This window comes from Yoonia sp. R78084 (genome assembly GCF_044595625.1).
Classification (GTDB): Bacteria; Pseudomonadota; Alphaproteobacteria; order Rhodobacterales; family Rhodobacteraceae; genus Yoonia.
This window is the reverse complement of record NZ_CP138993.1, coordinates 3,204,514-3,221,879: the sequence shown is the minus strand read 5'-3', so window position 1 is coordinate 3,221,879 and position 17,366 is coordinate 3,204,514. Positions and strand designations below refer to the sequence as shown.

19 protein-coding genes are annotated in these 17,366 nt (G+C 57.4%); 8 read left to right on the top strand and 11 right to left on the bottom strand.

From position 1 onward, the window contains the following. Nucleotides 1-83 precede the first annotated feature (83 nt). Nucleotides 84-968, bottom strand: a complete 885-nt coding sequence (locus tag SJY29_RS16125; RefSeq protein WP_400088960.1) for an MBL fold metallo-hydrolase — start codon at nt 966-968, stop codon at nt 84-86. Nucleotides 969-1,041: 73 nt separating this feature from the next. Further along, nucleotides 1,042-1,356 (bottom strand): TraR/DksA family transcriptional regulator, encoded by a 315-nt coding sequence (locus SJY29_RS16120; protein WP_400084847.1) that lies wholly within the window; start codon nt 1,354-1,356, stop codon nt 1,042-1,044. A gap of 166 nt (nt 1,357-1,522) precedes the next feature. Here SJY29_RS16120 and SJY29_RS16115 point away from each other — a divergent pair, with 166 nt between their 5' ends. After that, nucleotides 1,523-1,951, top strand: coding sequence for a DUF2267 domain-containing protein (locus SJY29_RS16115; protein ID WP_286163681.1), 429 nt, complete (start codon nt 1,523-1,525; stop codon nt 1,949-1,951). A gap of 20 nt (nt 1,952-1,971) precedes the next feature. On the opposite strand, the gene SJY29_RS16110 is transcribed toward SJY29_RS16115, so the two are convergent. Genes SJY29_RS16110 through SJY29_RS16095 form a run of 4 tightly spaced genes read right to left on the bottom strand, consistent with a single transcriptional unit; the run spans nt 1,972 to nt 5,688 of the window. Then, nucleotides 1,972-2,580, bottom strand: a complete 609-nt coding sequence (locus SJY29_RS16110) for an ABC-type transport auxiliary lipoprotein family protein (protein WP_400084844.1) — start codon at nt 2,578-2,580, stop codon at nt 1,972-1,974. A 5-nt stretch (nt 2,581-2,585) separates the two neighbouring features. Continuing rightward, on the bottom strand, nt 2,586-3,785 hold the full coding sequence (locus SJY29_RS16105; RefSeq protein WP_400084841.1) for an MlaD family protein: 1,200 nt from the start codon (nt 3,783-3,785) through the stop codon (nt 2,586-2,588). Then, the gene (locus SJY29_RS16100; RefSeq protein WP_400084839.1) at nt 3,785-4,561 is read right to left on the bottom strand and encodes an ABC transporter ATP-binding protein; all 777 of its coding nucleotides are present in this window, start codon (nt 4,559-4,561) and stop codon (nt 3,785-3,787) included. The genes SJY29_RS16105 and SJY29_RS16100 overlap by 1 nt, the downstream gene beginning before the upstream one ends. Continuing rightward, complete coding sequence (locus tag SJY29_RS16095; protein ID WP_400084837.1) at nt 4,561-5,688, bottom strand: ABC transporter permease; 1,128 nt, start codon at nt 5,686-5,688, stop codon at nt 4,561-4,563. The genes SJY29_RS16100 and SJY29_RS16095 overlap by 1 nt, the downstream gene beginning before the upstream one ends. Nucleotides 5,689-5,830: 142 nt before the next feature. On the opposite strand from SJY29_RS16095, the gene SJY29_RS16090 reads away from it, so the two are divergent. Further along, the gene (locus SJY29_RS16090; RefSeq protein WP_400084834.1) at nt 5,831-5,977 is read left to right on the top strand and encodes a hypothetical protein; all 147 of its coding nucleotides are present in this window, start codon (nt 5,831-5,833) and stop codon (nt 5,975-5,977) included. A 5-nt stretch (nt 5,978-5,982) separates the two neighbouring features. Beyond that, nucleotides 5,983-7,149, top strand: a complete 1,167-nt coding sequence (locus SJY29_RS16085) for a cation:proton antiporter (RefSeq protein ID WP_400084832.1) — start codon at nt 5,983-5,985, stop codon at nt 7,147-7,149. 2 nt (nt 7,150-7,151) lie between these two features. On the opposite strand, the gene SJY29_RS16080 is transcribed toward SJY29_RS16085, so the two are convergent. The 3 genes from SJY29_RS16080 to SJY29_RS16070 all read right to left on the bottom strand — a co-directional run bounded on the left by SJY29_RS16080 (nt 7,152) and on the right by SJY29_RS16070 (nt 9,446). Next, entirely contained in the window at nt 7,152-8,291 is a 1,140-nt protein-coding gene (locus tag SJY29_RS16080) for a site-2 protease family protein (protein ID WP_400084829.1), read from the bottom strand. 118 nt (nt 8,292-8,409) lie between these two features. Next, nucleotides 8,410-9,180, bottom strand: coding sequence for an SDR family oxidoreductase (locus tag SJY29_RS16075; RefSeq protein ID WP_400084826.1), 771 nt, complete (start codon nt 9,178-9,180; stop codon nt 8,410-8,412). A 56-nt stretch (nt 9,181-9,236) separates the two neighbouring features. Then, nucleotides 9,237-9,446: a DUF2892 domain-containing protein gene (locus SJY29_RS16070; protein WP_110277842.1), complete on the bottom strand. Its 210-nt coding sequence runs from the start codon at nt 9,444-9,446 to the stop codon at nt 9,237-9,239. Between the two features lie 148 nt (nt 9,447-9,594). Here SJY29_RS16070 and SJY29_RS16065 point away from each other — a divergent pair, with 148 nt between their 5' ends. From SJY29_RS16065 to SJY29_RS16055, 3 genes are read left to right on the top strand one after another with little or no spacing between them, the layout of a single operon-like run. Then, nucleotides 9,595-10,314 (top strand): ABC transporter ATP-binding protein, encoded by a 720-nt coding sequence (locus tag SJY29_RS16065; protein ID WP_400084823.1) that lies wholly within the window; start codon nt 9,595-9,597, stop codon nt 10,312-10,314. Next, on the top strand, nt 10,314-12,677 hold the full coding sequence (locus SJY29_RS16060) for an ABC transporter permease (protein WP_400088958.1): 2,364 nt from the start codon (nt 10,314-10,316) through the stop codon (nt 12,675-12,677). The genes SJY29_RS16065 and SJY29_RS16060 overlap by 1 nt, the downstream gene beginning before the upstream one ends. 3 nt (nt 12,678-12,680) lie before the next feature. Next, entirely contained in the window at nt 12,681-13,895 is a 1,215-nt protein-coding gene (locus SJY29_RS16055) for an efflux RND transporter periplasmic adaptor subunit (protein ID WP_400084820.1), read from the top strand. 48 nt (nt 13,896-13,943) lie between these two features. Here the strand turns inward: SJY29_RS16055 and SJY29_RS16050 are convergent, their stop codons facing one another. Next, the gene (locus SJY29_RS16050; RefSeq protein ID WP_400084817.1) at nt 13,944-14,795 is read right to left on the bottom strand and encodes a universal stress protein; all 852 of its coding nucleotides are present in this window, start codon (nt 14,793-14,795) and stop codon (nt 13,944-13,946) included. Between the two features lie 120 nt (nt 14,796-14,915). Between SJY29_RS16050 and SJY29_RS16045 the strand changes: the two genes are divergently transcribed. Both SJY29_RS16045 and SJY29_RS16040 read left to right on the top strand, forming a co-directional pair. Next, nucleotides 14,916-15,806 carry a DnaJ C-terminal domain-containing protein gene (locus SJY29_RS16045; RefSeq protein WP_400084814.1) on the top strand — a complete coding sequence of 297 codons (891 nt, stop codon included), beginning with the start codon at nt 14,916-14,918 and terminating at the stop codon, nt 15,804-15,806. Nucleotides 15,807-15,810: 4 nt separating this feature from the next. Next, nucleotides 15,811-16,116, top strand: a complete 306-nt coding sequence (locus SJY29_RS16040) for a chaperone modulator CbpM (RefSeq protein WP_110277836.1) — start codon at nt 15,811-15,813, stop codon at nt 16,114-16,116. A 21-nt stretch (nt 16,117-16,137) separates the two neighbouring features. Here SJY29_RS16040 and SJY29_RS16035 read toward each other — a convergent pair whose 3' ends face one another. Beyond that, the gene (locus SJY29_RS16035; RefSeq protein ID WP_400084811.1) at nt 16,138-17,031 is read right to left on the bottom strand and encodes a UTP--glucose-1-phosphate uridylyltransferase; all 894 of its coding nucleotides are present in this window, start codon (nt 17,029-17,031) and stop codon (nt 16,138-16,140) included. Nucleotides 17,032-17,366: the final 335 nt, after the last annotated feature.

Here is a 17,366-nt window from a genome sequence, read left to right as displayed (position 1 = left end):
GCGAAAATAACCCCGTTCAGTCAGACTGAGCGGGGTTATTTCTTGGGAGGATCAAGCCCGTGCACGTGGCTGGGATCAGGACACTAGAGCTTGTTCAACGGCACTTTGAGCATCTCGTTGCCGTCCTGATCTCTCGGCACTTCGCCCGCACGCATGTTCACCTGTAGCGACGGAATAATCAGGCGGGGCATATCCAGCGTCGCGTCGCGTTCTGTGCGGAACTTGATGAACTCGTCGCGCGTCTTGCCGCGGCCTACGTGGATATTATGGGCCTTTTCCTCGGCGACAGTGGTTTCCCACTTAATATCGCGGCCATTGGGGCCGTAGTCATGGCACATAAAAAGACGCATGTCGTCAGGCAGGGCCAGCACCTTCTGGATGCTGTCATAAAGCGTGCCCGCGTCACCACCGGGGAAATCGGCACGTGCGGATCCGCCGTCGGGCATAAAGAGCGTGTCACCGACGAAACAGGCATCACCGATGACATGCACCATACAGGCAGGCGTATGCCCCGGCGTGGCAATGACAAAGGCCTGCATATTCCCGATCTGATAGGTGTCGCCTTCTTTGAACAGCGCATCAAACTGCGATCCGTCGCGCTGGAATTCCGTGCCTGCGTTAAAGATCTTGCCAAAAGTGTCCTGCACTACCGTGATCTTCTCACCGACACCGATCTTGCCGCCCAGCTTTTCCTGAATGTAGGGGGCAGCACTCAGATGGTCGGCGTGCACATGGGTCTCGATGATCCAGTCCAGCTTCAGGTCGCGGCGCTGCACCTCTGCGATCAGCGCGTCGGCGCTGTCATAGGTCAGACGACCTGCGGCATAGTCGATATCCAGCACGCTATCAATGATCGCGCAATGATCGCCATCAGGTTCCGACACGACATAGCTGATCGTATTTGTTGCCTCGTCAAAGAAGGGCGAAACATGGGGTTTGATCCTCATATCAACAGGATAAGGCATCAGTTTCTCCTCATAAAATACATTACGATATCGGAATATATAGATGGCTCAGCGCCTTCATTGATCGAGATCAATCCTACCCCATACATTTGCGGCAGGTGACGGCGTAGGGCACGGCATCCAGACGTTCCGGAGAGATGTCACCGCCGCATTTGGCGCAAATCCCATAGGTGCCCTTCGCGATGCGTTTCAGCGCATCATTTAAGAGCCCCACCTCTTTCTGATTGCTCTGTCCAAGGCTGCTCAGGACTTCGTCATCTTCAAGATCAATGGCCTGATCTTCAAGATCGGCCGGAAGGGGTTGATCAAGATCGTCGGAAATCTTCTGCATATGTGCAGTCAGCTCTGCAATCCGGTTTTCGATCTGTGCTTTGCGTTCTTCAAAAGCCACGTGCCTGTCCTTCCATAACTTTGGGATGGGGCGCACTCATTCCGCCCGTAATCCAGATGCCCCAGCTATGTCAGCTTCGCCCCCAACGTGCTTTGATTTTGATCAATACCAGCCCCGTGCGTTCCGGTACCAGTGGTTCGTAAACCCAGTGAAAAGGAAATTTGTGATGAGCCGGATGATCCATGTCTTTGAACGCACGACCCATGAGGCACATGAATGGGTGAACGATCTGGCCGGACGCACCGGTTGGACCAATGAACGCGAGGTCCTTCGCTTGCTGCGTACCGTACTCACCAAAATTCGCGATCACCTTCCGGTCGATGAAATGGCACAGTTTTCGGCGCAGCTTCCGATGCTTGTGCGTGGTATGTTCTTTGAAGGCTGGCAGCCAAAGCTGACGCCGGTTCAGGAACGTCACGCGGAAGATTTCATTGCAGCAGTTGATGCGCAGGTCGGCGATGTGATCGACTATCAGGGACCAAGCGACATAAAGGCCGTGTTCAACGTGATCAATGCCCATATCTCGCGGGGCGAGGTGGAGGATGTCCGCGCTTGCCTGCCACAGGAGTTACGCGATTTGTGGCCCGCCCCCTAGGGCCACCATCCTTATATGCTTCACCCCACCCGTGCGGCGACCCATGGCAGCGCCTGCCTCAAGAGCGCTTCCAGCGCCTGCTGGAAGCTGCGCGTGATTGTATCGGCCTGATCATCGGCAACCGCGAGAGTCGTGGCAAACCGCTGTGTGCCCAACACCCTTTGATCGCGGTCACGCAACACAGTCAGCTCGAACGACATCCTTGCCAAGAAAGTGCCATCCGCTTGCCGGTCAACCCCGAAAGCATCAATCCGCGTCAGCAGCACCGCATCAGGCACAGGCCCAGCGCCTTGTGCGCCCACAAAGCCGATCTGCCCACTGGACGCGATTGACTGGATCAGAACCGTCTGGAACATCTTCGGCACGGTATCGGCCCAGCGCGCATCAGGCAGATAAGTGACAGAGAGCGGGTCCTGCTTGATCAAGATCCGGTCGGTGGCGATTGCGGCAGCGGCGCTTGGCTCAAGCACCAGCAATGTCCGCGATGATCGTCTTGTCTGACCGGCGCTGCTGACAGGCTGCAAGGCATAGGTATCGCGCGGAGCGGCCGCGTCATTGAGAACCCCGAGTGCCGTGCAACCGGGCAAGGCAAGTGTCGCCAACGTAAAGGTCCGTCTTGTCAGGGTCATCGGTCTTACCTCCGGTATTCGGGAACGCGGTTATCCAGCACAAAACCTGCGGGGTCCTGGTTGATACGCCGTATAAGATCATTCAGGGCACGGACAGCGGCGCGCGCTTCGCCACCCAGCGCGCCAAAGTCGCGCATGCCGGGGCTGATTGCAGCAATCGCACTACGCGCCTCGGCAACGCCAGCGCGCAGATCGGCCATGATCGCCGGTACGTCATCAGTCACCGTGGCCACAGTTTCCGCCAAATCAGTGAGCGCGGCACGGGTCTCAGCCAAGGCGGGGCCCAGATCATCCACCATCAAACCATCGGCACGCACAAAGGCCTGATCGGCACTTGCAAGGGCAGTATCCGCATTGCCCAGCGTCGTGCGCAAATCATCGGCCAACGGGGCGAAATCCTCTGTGACCAGCGTATTGATCGCTGCAATCGCGGCGTTGGCCTGATCTATGGCGGGGCCAAGATTTTCGATAGCCGCATTCGCGTTGCCAAAGGTTTCGGTGATGGCGGCAAAAGACCCGTCAGCGGCGTCTAGCGTCGCCCTTGCGCTGTTTCCCACACCGTCGAATTCAGCAACAAAGCCTGTGACCTGCGCGGTCGCGGCGCGCAAAGTCTCTGAAATATCAGAGAAATCCGTCAGCGCCTGTTCCAATCCATCGGTGGCATTATCAACGTTTTCCAGAATACTGCGCACGCGTTCCTGATTTTCCGTGCCCGTCAGCTGCTCAAGCTGCGAGACAATTCTAGAGGCATCCGCGATCAGGTCGGGCGCGCTGCTGACAAGTGACTGAAAGGTCGATTGCCGCGACGGGATAATCGGTACTTCGTCGCCATCCAGTGGGATGACCGGCGCGCCGGGCGCACCGCCTGACAACGCAATATAGGCCACGCCGGTCACACCCTGTGACTCCAGCCGCGCAATCGTATCCACGGCAACCGGCGTGGTGGAATCAATTTCCACCGCAACATAGGCTTTGCTCGGGTCGTCTTCCCAGATGCGAATGCCCGTCACCCTGCCAACGGAAACCCCGTTGAACAGCACTTCTGCGGATTGGTCCAGACCCGACACATTGTCAAAAAGCACGCCATATTGCGCGTATTGCCGGTCGATCTGGACGCTGGCCAACCACAGGAAAAACCCCAGACCGCCCAGAATTCCCAGCAAGGTAAACAGGCCGATGATGATAAAATTCGCACGGGTTTCCATCAGATGGTTTCCTTTTGTGCCAAAGCGGCGCGGGCGCGCGGGCCTTTGAAGTAGGCCTGCACCCACGGGTGATCAACGTTCTGCATTTCCCCCATTGTCCCCGTGGCCAGCACGCGGCCTTCGGCCAGAACAGCAATACGGTCACAGATTGCATGCAGGCTATCAAGGTCATGTGTGACCAGAAACACCGTCAAACCCAATGCGCGGCGCAATTGCGCAATCAGCGTATCAAAGGCCGCAGCACCAATAGGGTCCAGTCCGGCCGTCGGTTCATCCAGAAAGACAATCTCGGGATCAAGTGCAATCGCGCGCGCAAAGCCCGCCCGCTTGCGCATCCCACCGGAAAGTTCGGAGGGCATCTTTTGCAACGCATCTTCGGGCAAGCCCACCATGCGCACCTTGATCGCGGCCAGTGCCGCGCGAGTCTCGGGCGACAGCGCAAGCTGTTCACGCATGGGCGCCTCGACGTTTTGCTGCACATTCAGCGATGAAAACAGCGCGCCATCCTGGAACATCACACCCCAGCGACGGCGCAGGCGGCGGTAGTCCTCGGCACTGGTATCACGGACGTTTTCGCCAAAGACGGTAATCTGGCCGTCAGCAGGCTTCAGCAGCCCCACGACGGCACGCAGCAGCACCGATTTGCCGGTCCCTGATCCGCCCACGATCCCGATGATCTCGCCCTGCCGCACATCAAGATCGAGGCCGTCATGGACCGTATGCTTGCCGAAACGGGTGACAAGGCCGCGAACACTGATGATAGGGGCTTCGTCCATCAGACCCCCAACACGGCAAAAAAGATCGAAAACAGCGCATCCGCGGCGATCACAAGGAAGATCGCCAGCACCACAGAGGTCGAGGTCAGATGACCCAAGGATTCCGCGTTGCCCTTGACCTGCATCCCTTCAAAGCAGCCCACAATTGCGATAATCAACGCAAAGAACGGCGCTTTGATCAGCCCCACGAACAGGTGCTCAACACCGGTATTGCTGACCAATCTGGACTGGAACACGCCAGGAGAAACGCCAAGTTCAATCCATGACATGAGCGCGCCGCCGAACAGGCCCGCAAAGTTCGCGATGATCCCCAGAACCGGTAACATGATGGTCAAGGCGATCACGCGAGGCACGACCAACACCTCAACCGGATCAAGCCCGAGGGTTCGCATTGCGTCAATCTCTTCGCGCATTTTCATAGACCCAATCGCAGCGGTAAAAGCCGAACCGGACCGTCCCGCCACGATAATCGCTGTGAGCAGAATACCGAGCTCACGCAAAATCGAGATCGCGATCAGATCAACGACGAATACCTCCGCTCCGAACTGGCGCAGTTGTGCAGCCCCCTGAAAGGCCAGCACGACACCGATCAGGAAGGCCATCAACGACACAATCGGGACGGCGTTCAGCCCCACCTGCTGCATGTGGTGCACAATGGCGGTCCACCTGATCCGCCCCGGCCGCACGATCAACCCTCCAATCGTCGCAACAACGCGGCCAAGAAACCCGACAATCGCCATTGTCTTTTGAAACGCGCTGACCGTTGACCGCCCCACCTGTTCAAGCCTGTCGGCAACCGACTTTTTCGGTGCAAAGGGTATGTCTGTTTCCGGCATATTCTGGCGCAAGGTCGCGATCAGATCGCTTTGTAGAGATGTCGCGCCGGTTATCTTCGGCATCCCGCCAGCAGCCTTGATCCGGCGTTCCAGCGTTACAACGGCCCAAGCACCCGCCGTATCCAGCCGTGTGACACCGCTCAGATCAATCGTTTCAGCCTGACCCCGCTGTGCAAGCAGGCCGTCCACTGATCCGATCAGAAAATCCCCCTCCAGCACAAGGACACCATCCACAAAGTTCATTTGCGGGGCGGTGGTGTTATCGGCTGGGCGCGATCCGCGAGTGTCCATATCCACCTTCTATGTCGGCACGATCCAGGGTGTGTTGATCAAGGTCAAAGACCGCAATCACCAGTTGTTGATAAACATCAATCACACACCTGCATCCACGGCTAGTGTGCGCGTTGCAGACACACATGGAAAGAGGCACATTATGAAACTTATGCCATTGCTGATGATCTTGTTTCTGGCCAGTTGCGCACAGGAAGGGACTTACCCCCTTTCAGGTGAGGAATGCGGACCAGACGATCCTGTTCTGACGCTTGATGCCGCGGATTGTATGGCGCCAATCTCGGGTTAACCCCGTTGCACCCGTCATTGTTCATCGCGCTTGGCGCGCTGTTTCTCAGCGGGCTGGTTGCCGATCTGATTTCACGCAAGACAGGGTTTCCGCGCGTCACCTTGTTCTTATTCATTGGATTGGGCGCGGGAGGTGCTGGCTTTGACATGATCCCGCCTGCGTTGCAGGAGTGGTACGACGCTCTGTCTGTCATCGCCTTGACGATGGTCGCCTTCCTTTTGGGTGGAGGGCTGCACCGCGATACACTGCGCCAGCACGGACGGGCGATCATGACCATTTCGCTGGCCATTGTGTTGGGCACGCTGGTTGTCGTCACGATTGGCCTGACCGCCATGGGCATGCCGTTGGGGCTTGCCCTGCTGCTGGCGGCAATTGCCACCGCAACAGCACCCGCGGCGACCAATGATGTGATCACCCAATCCGGCGTAAATAACGGCTTTACACAAACCATACGCGGAATTGTTGCCATTGATGATGTCTGGGGGCTTCTGGCCTTCAGCCTGGTGCTTGTGGCCGTGGGCCAACTGCAGGGCGATCACGGTCTGGAGGGGCTCTTGCTGGCTGGCCGGGAAGCAGGTGGTGCCATCGCGCTTGGCTTTGCTATCGGCGTACCTGCGGCGATGGTGACGGGGCGTCTGCGTGATGGCGAGCCGCTCCAGATCGAGGCGCTCAGCCTTGTCTTTCTCTGCGCCGGTCTGTCGCTCTGGCTTGAGGTGTCTTTCCTGATCACAGGCATGGTCGTGGGGGCGGTTATCGTCAATCTTGCGACGCATCACACCAAAGCCTTCAACGAAATCAGCCATATCCAATGGCCCTTCGTTGTGCTGTTCTTCATTCTCGCCGGTGCCGAACTTGACATGGACGTTGCCCGCACCCTCGGCACAATCGGGCTTGGCTTTGTCGTCTTGCGAACCCTTTCGCGGATCATCAGTGGCTGGGCCGGTGCACGGCTGGCCCATGTACCTCAGAATGAAGCGCCTTGGTACGGGGTCGCGTTGCTACCACAGGCCGGCGTTGCAATCGGCATGGCACTGATTGCCGCGCAACGGTTTCCGGCATGGGGCGCGGAAATCATTGCACTGACAATCGGAACAACAGTGGTTTTTGAAATCTTCGGACCTATCGCAACCCTGATTGCGATCAAGCGTGCGCAGCAAGACAAGGGTAGCTGAGCCTAGAGTGCTTTCCGCTGGATGGCATCGTCTGCGCGATGCAAATATCCAATCAGATTGGCCAAGGTGACCACGCCCATCAGTTTGTGATCATCAACCACCATGAACTTGCGTACACCAGTCTGGGAAATCAGCTCCAGCAAGGCACGAACCGCCATATCCGAAGGAATGGTGACCGCAACATCAAGCCCGGCAAACACATCGCCAACACGCGTATTTGTCCAATGATCGCGGTCAATGGCAGACAGAACGTCTTTGTCGATCTGCCCGATCAGCACGCCGTCAGCAACGACCGGAACAAAGCTGACACGATGTTTCAACATGACCTGATTGACGAACTCCGACAGAGTCAGCTCGGGCGAGACAACGACAGGATCCCGGATCATGACGGCGGACACTGTCTTGCCTGAAAATGTGCTTTGCATCAGCTGGTTCTGATAGGCGGACCGTGCCGCAGCCAACACAAAAAAACCGATCAATACGTACCAGAGCCCCGAGGGTCCCGCACCCAGAAAGACGGTATAGGCCCCCAAAGCAATCAGACCATAGGCCAGAATCCTGCCCGATGTCGCAGCGGTCCGTGTCGCGCTGAGCAGATCACCGCGCCGCGCCCAAAGATAGGCCCGCAAGACGCGGCCACCATCCATCGGAAATGCCGGCAGCATGTTGAACACAGCAATCACGATGTTCACTGTGCCAAGATATGCCAGAACGCTTGGCAAGGCAGGAGAGATCATGACAGCCTGCGATACCCCCGCCAACATCCAGAAGAGTACACCCAGAACAATGCTCATCGCAGGGCCAGCAATCGCGACGCGAAACTCGACCTTTGCAGAGGGCACTTCGGTCTCAAGCTCGGCCACGCCACCGAACAGGAACAGGGTGATCCCCCTGATCCGCACACCATAGCTGCGGGCAACGACCGAATGTGCCAGCTCATGCAGCAAGAGAGAGGTAAAGAACCCGAGCATCGCAAGAACGGCTAGCAGGATATAGTTCGTGTCAGCCAAACCCGGCAGCGCGACGGGAAAGTACTGGGTCGCAAGCGACCATGTGATGAGAGCAGCAATCAAAAACCAGCTTGGGTCCAGCTTTATCTCAAAGCCGCCCACATTGAATAGCCTGATCGCGGATGTGAACATTCAGGAACCTCGCTTTCGTCATCAGCGTATCGCGCCCCGCCAAGGGCGCGATTGAGTAATGTCAAATCAACTGCTGAGCGTCAGAATAGCACGCACGGGCTGCACGGCACGCCTTGGACTATTGCGCCACATACCCGCCATCAATCGGGATCGCTGTACCGGTGATAAACCCCGCACGCGGTGACGCCAGCCACACGATCAGATCCGCTATTTCCTGAGGGGTTCCGATACGTCCCATCGGATGCAGGGGTGCCATCATCTGGGTCGCGGTTTGCGCGCCAGATGTGGCCTGTTCCGCCAGCGAATCCAGCATTCTGGTATCGACGCCACCGGGGCAGATCGCGTTCACGCGGATGCCGGATGCCGCGTATTCAATTGCTGCGTTCTTGGTCAATCCGATGACGCCGTGCTTGGACGCGACATAGGGCGACAGCCCCGAAAAACCGATGAGCCCCGCAACCGAGGACAGGTTCACAATTGCACCGCCCCCGGTTTTGAGCATTGCGGCAATCTCGGCCTGCAAACACAGGTAAGTACCCTTCAGGTTTACATTGATAATCGCATCGAAGTTTTCCTCTGATTGCGCGGCAATGGGTGCAATCTTGCCCTCGATCCCTGCATTGTTCACTGCGCAATCAAGCCTGCCATAGGCCGCAACTGTCTTGGCGATCAGATCGGAAACGTCAGCCTTTTTTGAAACGTCAGCCGCAACAAAAAGCGCCGTCCCGCCCGCTTTTTCAATCATTCTAACGGTCTCTGCCCCGCCCTCCTGATTGACGTCAGACACAACGACCTTTGCGCCCTCTGCGGCGAAGGTCTTGGCCGTGGCGCGCCCGATTCCGGCACCGCCGCCCGTGACCAAAGCTATTTTACCAGTCACCAGTCCCATATCCGGTCTCCCTTAAAGATGGACGTTCCGTGAAAAACTCAGTTTGTGGAGCTGCATCAGGATTTCGTTGAAATTCCCATTAGCCTGTAAAGCGGGCATATGCCGAAAACGGCAGTGGCCCCCAGAATGACACCGATTGCGATCATTCCGTATGTGATGGCAGCGCTGGCGCCCAAACCCATGAAATTGATCAATGGTGCCGCAATCAGAGCCGCACCAACGACAAGACGAAGCAGACGGTCGATCGTACCTACATTCGAAAACATATGACGTTCCTTTGCTTTCTACGGCGCGCCGGAACAGCCCGCCGTTTCCTGCGCCCATTCTAGGCTGTGCCCGGCTCCACCAATTGACTTTGATCAATGTTTGTTGGAGCCAGTCTTGGCAGTATCGCCCAAGTCAGGATCAAACCACATGGGCCAAGAAGCACCAGAAATCGTCTTTCGGACCCAAGGTGTCACGAAGGTCTATCAGACCGGCGACGTGAAGGTATTTGCCCTCGCGGGTGTTGATCTTGAACTCTACACAGGTGAAATGGCCGTCCTTCTGGGGCCGTCGGGCAGTGGTAAATCAACCTTGCTCAACATCCTTGGCGGTCTGGATCATGCAACGGCGGGACGTGTCTGGTTTCGCGATACCGAGCTTACCGATCTGCCCGACCGCGCACTGACCCGTTATCGGCGCGATCACGTCGGCTTTGTGTTCCAGTTCTACAATCTGGTGCCCAGTCTGACCGCGCGTGAAAATGTCCAGCTTGTCACCGATGTCTCGCCTGACCCGATGTCTGCGGAAGAGGCGCTGGCACTTGTCGGGCTGGCCAAACGGATGGACCATTTCCCCTCCGAAATGTCAGGCGGCGAACAACAGCGCGTTGCCATCGCCCGCGCCATTGCCAAGCGCCCAGAGATTTTGCTTTGCGATGAACCGACAGGGGCGCTGGACAGTGCCACCGGCGTGCAGGTCCTCGAGGTCTTGCAGGACATCAACGCCCGATTTGGCACGACCACAGTCATCATCACCCATAACGCAGAAATCCAGCGCATGGCGCACCGTGTCATCCAGTTTGCGGACGGGAAAATCAGCAGCGTCCACACAAACGAAACGCGCCTTGCCCCGTCAGAGATCGTCTGGTGATGCAAGCGATTGACCGCAAACTGCTCCGCGATTTTTCGCGCCTCTGGAAACAGGCACTCGCCATCGCCCTGGTGCTGGCCTGCGGCGTCGCGATCCTGCTGACCGCTTTGGGAATGTACAAATCGCTCAGCGATACCCGCGACACTTATTACGAGCGCAACCGTTTTGCCGATGTCTTTAGCGCTGTGCAACGCGCGCCCGAAAGACTGGTGACAGAACTCGCCGCGATTGAAGGGGTTTGGGCGGTTGAGACGCGCACCGTTGGCAGCGCCGTTCTGGATGTGCCCGGAAGCATGGTCAGCGTGACAGGGAAAATCCTGTCACTGCCGCAAGATGGGGCGCCGCGACTGAACGTGCCACTTCTCAAGACAGGTCGGTTACCCGATCCCACATCAACCGATGAAGTGATGGTGAACCATAATTTTGCACTGGCGAACGGATTCCAGCTTGGCGATTTCTTCTATGCCAATCTCAACGGCCAGAAGCGGCAACTGACGATCACCGGCACCGCCCAATCGCCCGAATTTATCTACACCATCGGTCCGGGTGCCCTGATGCCCGACAATGCCACTTTTGGCATTTTGTGGATGTCGCAGGTGGCCGTGGCCGCTGCCTTTGATATGACGGGGGCGTTCAACGATGTCGCGCTGAAACTCAGCAAGGGCGCGCGCGAAGAGAACGTGATCGACGCCGTTGACCGACTGCTTGAACCTTACGGATCATTGGGCGCTTACGGGCGGGATCTGCAGGCCTCGCACAGCTTTATCGACAGTGAAATCAAACAGCTGCGCAATATGGCAACAGTGCTGCCACCGATCTTTTTCGGGATATCGGCGTTTCTTGTCAGCATGGTCATGGGGCGGATCATTACTTTGGAACGCAGCCAGATCGGGCTGCTCAAGGCGGTGGGCTATTCCAATCTGGAAGTTTGTTTGCACTACCTGATGCTCGCCGTGCTGATTGCGGTGGTCGGCATTGGAATCGGCTGGCTGGTAGGCGGATGGCTGGCACGCCAGATGGCGTTGCTCTATGCGGAATATTTCGACTTTCCGTTCTTGATCTTCAGCACATCGCTTTGGGTCTATGCGGCGTCTGGCATGGCGGCGATGCTGACAACAACTCTGGGGGCCGCGCAGGCCGCCATCAAGGCCGCGCGTCTTGCCCCCGCCATTGCAATGCAGCCCCCCGCGCCGCCGCAATTCAAACGCTCTTGGATCGACCGCGCGATGGCGGCCATGCACCTGTCGCAACCGACGATCATGATCCTGCGGTCGTTGATCCGGTGGCCCGTGCGGAGCGGGCTGACGTTGCTGGGGCTTGCGCTGGCGGTCTCGACCGTGGTGTCGCCCTCGTTCTTCACCTATTCCCTGAACAAGATTGTCGACAGCGCGTTTTATGAAAGCGCGCGACAGGATGGCATGCTGATCCTGTCGCATGACATGCCTGAAATTGTTCTGGCTACAGCCGCCGACCTGCCAGCGGTTTTGCAGGCAGAAGGGCAACAATACCACCCTGTAATCCTGAGTAACGGCAACCGCGAAAAGCGGACAGTCATCCAAGCCGGCCGCCCCGACAGCGACCTCAGCCGCGTCATCGACAAAGACGGCAAACAGATCGCAGTGCCGCCGGGCGGGGTGGTGTTGACCGAACGGCTTGCCACGCAACTGGATGTTGGGATCGGGGATGCGGTTGATGTCAAATTCCTTGGCGGACGGCAGGAAACGCACGCTCTGCGCGTGACCGATATCATCGCGCAGTACTTTGGCCTGGGCGCCTATATGGATCTGGAATACGTCAACGCGCTATTGCGACAATCACCGCGCATTTCCCTGATCAATGTGTCACTGGACGATACCGAGATCATAGACCTGCACCGCAGGCTCAAGGATATTCCCAGTCTTGCCGGGATCGTCATGATGACAGATACGCGGCGCTCTTTTTCCGAAACGATCGAACAGAATATCGGCGTCGTGAATACAATCTACATTGTGATTGCCCTGCTCATCACCATCGGCGTCACCTACAACGGGGCACGGATTCAGCTGTCTGAACGGTCCCGCGAACTGGCCAGCCTGCGCATCCTTGGCTTTACCCGCTCCGAGGTGTCTTACATCCTGATCGGCGAAACCATGTTGCTGTCGGTTCTGGCGCAGCCCTTGGGCTGGTGGATCGGGACGCTGATTACGGCCAGCATGTTCAACAGCTTTTCCAGCGACCTTTATAACATGCCGCTTGTCATACATCCGGCGATCTATGCCAAGGCAAGCTTTGTTGTTCTGCTGGCCAGCTTTGGTTCTGTGATGCTGGTACGGCGCAGGCTGGACAAACAAAACCTCGTTTCTGCAATGAAAGTAAGGGAGTAACCAATGTCGTGGAAACCGCGTACCATCGGACTGGTCGGCCTTGGTGCCGCAGTCATGCTCGGGATGGGTTATGTCGCCCTGCAGGAAGACCCTGTGCCAGTGGATCTGCACACCATCACCCGCGGCCCTTTGGCGGTGATGATCAACGCCGATGGCGTCACACGGATCAAGGATATCTACGATGTATCCAGCCCCATCAACGGCACTGCGCTACGATCCCCCGTGGACATCGGTGACCGGGTGACCGGCGGCCAGACTGTGGTTGCCGTTGTGCAGCCTGCAACGCCTGGCTTGCTGGATAGTCGCAGCCTGCTTCAGGCGCAAGCGACCGTGCAAGAAGCCGAGGCCGCGCTGGATGTTGCCGAAGCGGATCTGGCACGTGCACAAGAGGATCGGGCGCTGGCACAGACACAGTACGACAGGACACAAATACTGGTCGAACGCGGCGTCGCCTCGCTGACGCGGTTGGAGGACGCACTGCAAAAACTTGCTGTCGCCCAAACCACGGTCGAGGCCGCCGAGGCGCGGATCGATATGGCCGAGAGCACGCTTGCCCGCGCCGCAACCATGCTGCAAAGCCCACAATCAGCGGCAGAGGTGGATGCAAGTTGCTGCCTTGAGATTTACGCCCCCGCCGATGGCGTGGTCCTGAGCATAGAGAGCATCAGCGAACATCCCGTGGCTACCGGTGCCCCGTTCTTGCGGATCGGTGATCCTGCCCAGCTTGAGATCGTCGCCGATCTGTTATCCTCCGACGCGGTCCGCCTGCAAACCGGCGCAATTGCGACTGTCGAACGCTGGGGGGGCGATAATGCGCTTGCGGCAACGCTGACCCGTATTTCACCCGCCGCCGAAACCAAGATCTCTGCATTGGGCATAGACGAGCAACGTCTTGATGTCATTTTCGACATCACGACACCCGCTTCTGAAAGGGCGGGGCTGGGGGATGGTTTTGCCGTGTTTCTGCGCATCATCGAATGGCAGACAGATGACGCTGTCCAGGTTCCTCTGAGCGCGCTTTTCAAACGGCGCGGCGACTGGGCCGTATTTCGCGCCGAAGACGGGACTGTCACGGAGCAAATCATCTCTATCGGGCGGCAAAATGCACAATTTGCCGAAGTTCTCGAAGGGCTGGATCCCGGGATGCATGTCGTGACACATCCGAATGATCAACTGATGACAGGGGCAGAAATCATCCAGCGCAGCAGCCTTGAATAAAGGGCACGGTGCAATACTGCGCCGTGCCCTCGGATCAACGTGTAATCCCTAGTGCGACAACAGCACTGCCATGTCTTGCTGCGCAATCATCGTTTCCGTGGTCCCCCCAAAGAACCGCTCGTTCCAACGGCTGCGCCCATATGCGCCCATCACGACCAGATCGGCAGTGGTTTCCTGCGCGCGGTTCAGGATCGCCTCTGCCACAGTTTTGCTACCGGTCACATATTCCTGCACGGTGATAGTACACCCATGGTGGCTGAGCCACATAGCCAGATCGGCACCGGGGCTTTCCCCGTCGCCCCAGCGCGAAGGGTCGGCATCAAAGGTTGCAATCGTCACCTCTTTAGCAGTCTTCAAGAGTGGCAGGGCCGCGCGCACTGCCCGTGCTACCGGAAGGCTATTGTTCCATGCAATCAGCACATTTTCAGGTGCCAGCGCCTTACTGCCTTTCTCAACATTCAACATCAGCGGACCGGGTGCCTTGAAAAGCAGACCATAGACAATGTCATTGAAGGCCGTTTCATCATCCCGCAAAGAATTCAGCGCAATACTGACATCGGCAAACAATGACCTGACGGCGACAATATCATGCAATGCCGTGGGTTCGGCGCAAAGCGTTGCCACCTCGCCCGTCAGGCTTTCTCGCGTCAGGTAGGCGCGCATTTCTTCCTGGCGCGCGGCGAGTCTCTTGTTCATTTCGTCACGCTCGCCAAGCCATCCTTCGGGAATGACGGGTATTCCATAAGGCGTTGCGGCGATCGCATAGGTCATGATCGGCACCGCACCGACATGCAATACGCTCAGGCGTCCACCATGCGCTTCGGCGGCATCAACGATAGACGCAAGATCGGCAGGGGTGCCTTCGGGACCTTGCAGGGCAAAAAATGTGGCGTTTTTCATGACGGACCTCTTGTGAAAGTTGTCTTACCCTATGCCAAGCCAGCAACGCGGGATTGAGATTAGTCAATCCCGAAGAGCCCGTCGCATGCATAACAAGACCAACGCAGATGAGACGGTGAAATGGCTGATACAGAACTCTATAAGGCGCTTGGTGTTAGCCCCGACGCCTCTGCGGATGAGATCAAACGCGCCTATCGCAAGATGGCGCGCAAATACCATCCGGATGTAAATTCCTCGCCCGAAGCCGATGCAAAATTCAAAGCGGCAGCTGCGGCCAATGATGTGCTCAGCGATCCGGAAAAGCGCGCGGCCTATGACCGCTTTGGCGCATCATGGGACCAGCCACGACCAGAGCAGACCACACGACAGGATGATCGCTGGCAAGGCGGCTTTGCCTTTGACGAACGCGATGTGAACCCTGACATGTTCCGCGATTTCTTTGGCGATCGGTTTGGCCGTGGAGCCATGCCGCGCGACCAGCATGCAGCGATCGAAATCTCGCTTGAGGATGCGATCACCGGAGCAAAAAAGGCCCTGACGCTGCAGTCACCGCAGATCGACAGAACCGGCCATGTGACGATGCAAACCCGCCGGATTGATCTGACAATCCCCAAAGGCGTGTTGCCCGGCCAGAACCTCCGTCTGAAGGGCAAGGGGGCAGAGGGAGCCGACCTGCTGATTGAGGTCAATTTTCGACCCCATCCCATCTATACGATCGAGGGCCGCGATCTTTACATGACTCTGCCTGTCACGCCTTGGGAGGCGGCGCTGGGTGGTAAAGTGCCCATGCCAACCCCGACAGGCACAGTTGACCTCACAATTCCGCCCGATGCCCGGCAAGGCCAGAAGTTACGGCTAAAAGGCCGCGGTATGCCCGCCGCGCAAAAGGGCGACCTCTACGCGATCCTGCAAATCGTGAACCCGTCTAAAGTGTCACCAAAGGCCCGTGACCTTTATCAGCAGTTGGCCGAGGCACAGCCATACAATCCCCGGTCGAAACTAGGAGTATAGTGCAATGAAAAAAGCTAGTCCTCGCGGCACACATGTTGAAGTCGTCGAAACGCTGTCCTTGTCAGAACTGACGATGTTCTGCGACACGAACGCAGACTGGGTGGTCAAACTCGTCGAACATGGTGTTGTCGCACCAGTCGCAGAGACGACCCCCGAGTGGGAATTCGCACCCAAGCATATCGCCCGCGCCCGCAAAGCCGCACGCCTGATGCGGGATCTGGGGCTGAACGTGGCGGGCGTGGCCCTTGTTCTGGATCTGATTGAGGAACGCGACAGGCTTGCCCGTAGACTGGCCATGATGGGGGGATAGGAAAGGCCCCGTATCAAGACCCTAGGCAGCCAAGGACGGATTGGCGGCGGCCAAATATTCGTTCAGCACCTCGTCATATTCCGGGTCCTGTGACGCGATATGCAGAATAGCGCGCAGCATCCCTGCCTTAGCGCCGCAATCGAAGCGTTCGCCCGAAAAACGCAAACCTGCCAAGCCGACCGTGCCTGCACCCGTATTGATCGCATCCGTCAGCTGGATTTCATTGCCAGCGCCGGGCGGCTGGGTTGAAAGAACATCAAAGATCGACGGATCAAGCACATAGCGCCCGACAACCGCATCAAGCGATGGCGCATCCTCGGGTGCTGGCTTTTCCACCATACCATCAGCTTTGAGCAGATTGGCGTCCTGACCTGTGACCGACAGGATACCGTATTTATTGGTTTCTTCAGCCGCGACGGGCATTGTCGCTACAAGATGGCCGCTGGCGCCCGCCGTGTAAGCCTCGATCATTTCGCCAATGCAGCCTTTGCCGAGGATCAGATCATCAGGCAGGATCACAGCGACCGGACCCGGCAAGATGTGCGCGCGAGCGCAAAGCACCGCGTGGCCAAGACCCAGCGGTTCATGCTGCATCGTGAACACCACATCGTCCTCAATCTCGCAAAACGCGGCCTCGCGCAGTTCTGTCGCAAGTGCGGCCTTGCCACGCGCTTTCAACTCGGTGCGCAGGCGGACATCGTCCATGACGTGCCGTTCAATAGCTGACTTGGAAGGATGGCTGACAAAGACCATCCGCTCGATACCCGCATCACGTGCCTCGTCAATCGCATATTGGATCAATGGCGTGTCCAGAACCGGCAGCAGTTCCTTGGGTGTCGCCTTGGTGGCAGGCAAGAACCGTGTCCCCAATCCGGCAACGGGAAAGATGGCAGTACGAACAGGTGACTTGGTCATGATGTAGGTATCCTTTCACAAATACGGGTGCCCTACATAAATGCTGCAACTGCAGAAAATGTCAAAAAACGACATGGAAATGTCGCTATCAAATCATCAAGTGCCTAAAATTTAGCGTGTCTGACCATTCCTTGGGTGTTTACTGGTCAAAAGACGCGCATTTCTCTGAGGAATTCCAAAGGTTCTGGTCATTTTGCACCTGCAGCATTGACTTTTGGACATCAGGAGCCACCATAAACGACATGACTGTAACGTAAGCGACATATATACCGGTTCATTCGGTCCTTGATGCACGTGGCCAGATATGGCTGCATCCGCAATCCGCTTTCAACTTC

What these genes read in the sequence shown, in the direction of transcription:
- SJY29_RS16115 (WP_286163681.1), top strand. Translation starts at nt 1,523, where the DNA reads ATGAGCCGGATGATCCATGTCTTTGAACGCACGACCCATGAGGCACAT.
- SJY29_RS16110 (WP_400084844.1), bottom strand. Translation starts at nt 2,580, where the DNA reads ATGACCCTGACAAGACGGACCTTTACGTTGGCGACACTTGCCTTGCCC.
- SJY29_RS16105 (WP_400084841.1), bottom strand. Translation starts at nt 3,785, where the DNA reads ATGGAAACCCGTGCGAATTTTATCATCATCGGCCTGTTTACCTTGCTG.
- SJY29_RS16100 (WP_400084839.1), bottom strand. Translation starts at nt 4,561, where the DNA reads ATGGACGAAGCCCCTATCATCAGTGTTCGCGGCCTTGTCACCCGTTTC.
- SJY29_RS16095 (WP_400084837.1), bottom strand. Translation starts at nt 5,688, where the DNA reads ATGGACACTCGCGGATCGCGCCCAGCCGATAACACCACCGCCCCGCAA.
- SJY29_RS16090 (WP_400084834.1), top strand. Translation starts at nt 5,831, where the DNA reads ATGAAACTTATGCCATTGCTGATGATCTTGTTTCTGGCCAGTTGCGCA.
- SJY29_RS16080 (WP_400084829.1), bottom strand. Translation starts at nt 8,291, where the DNA reads ATGTTCACATCCGCGATCAGGCTATTCAATGTGGGCGGCTTTGAGATA.
- SJY29_RS16075 (WP_400084826.1), bottom strand. Translation starts at nt 9,180, where the DNA reads ATGGGACTGGTGACTGGTAAAATAGCTTTGGTCACGGGCGGCGGTGCC.
- SJY29_RS16070 (WP_110277842.1), bottom strand. Translation starts at nt 9,446, where the DNA reads ATGTTTTCGAATGTAGGTACGATCGACCGTCTGCTTCGTCTTGTCGTT.
- SJY29_RS16065 (WP_400084823.1), top strand. Translation starts at nt 9,595, where the DNA reads ATGGGCCAAGAAGCACCAGAAATCGTCTTTCGGACCCAAGGTGTCACG.
- SJY29_RS16060 (WP_400088958.1), top strand. Translation starts at nt 10,314, where the DNA reads ATGCAAGCGATTGACCGCAAACTGCTCCGCGATTTTTCGCGCCTCTGG.
- SJY29_RS16055 (WP_400084820.1), top strand. Translation starts at nt 12,681, where the DNA reads ATGTCGTGGAAACCGCGTACCATCGGACTGGTCGGCCTTGGTGCCGCA.
- SJY29_RS16050 (WP_400084817.1), bottom strand. Translation starts at nt 14,795, where the DNA reads ATGAAAAACGCCACATTTTTTGCCCTGCAAGGTCCCGAAGGCACCCCT.
- SJY29_RS16045 (WP_400084814.1), top strand. Translation starts at nt 14,916, where the DNA reads ATGGCTGATACAGAACTCTATAAGGCGCTTGGTGTTAGCCCCGACGCC.
- SJY29_RS16040 (WP_110277836.1), top strand. Translation starts at nt 15,811, where the DNA reads ATGAAAAAAGCTAGTCCTCGCGGCACACATGTTGAAGTCGTCGAAACG.
- SJY29_RS16035 (WP_400084811.1), bottom strand. Translation starts at nt 17,031, where the DNA reads ATGACCAAGTCACCTGTTCGTACTGCCATCTTTCCCGTTGCCGGATTG.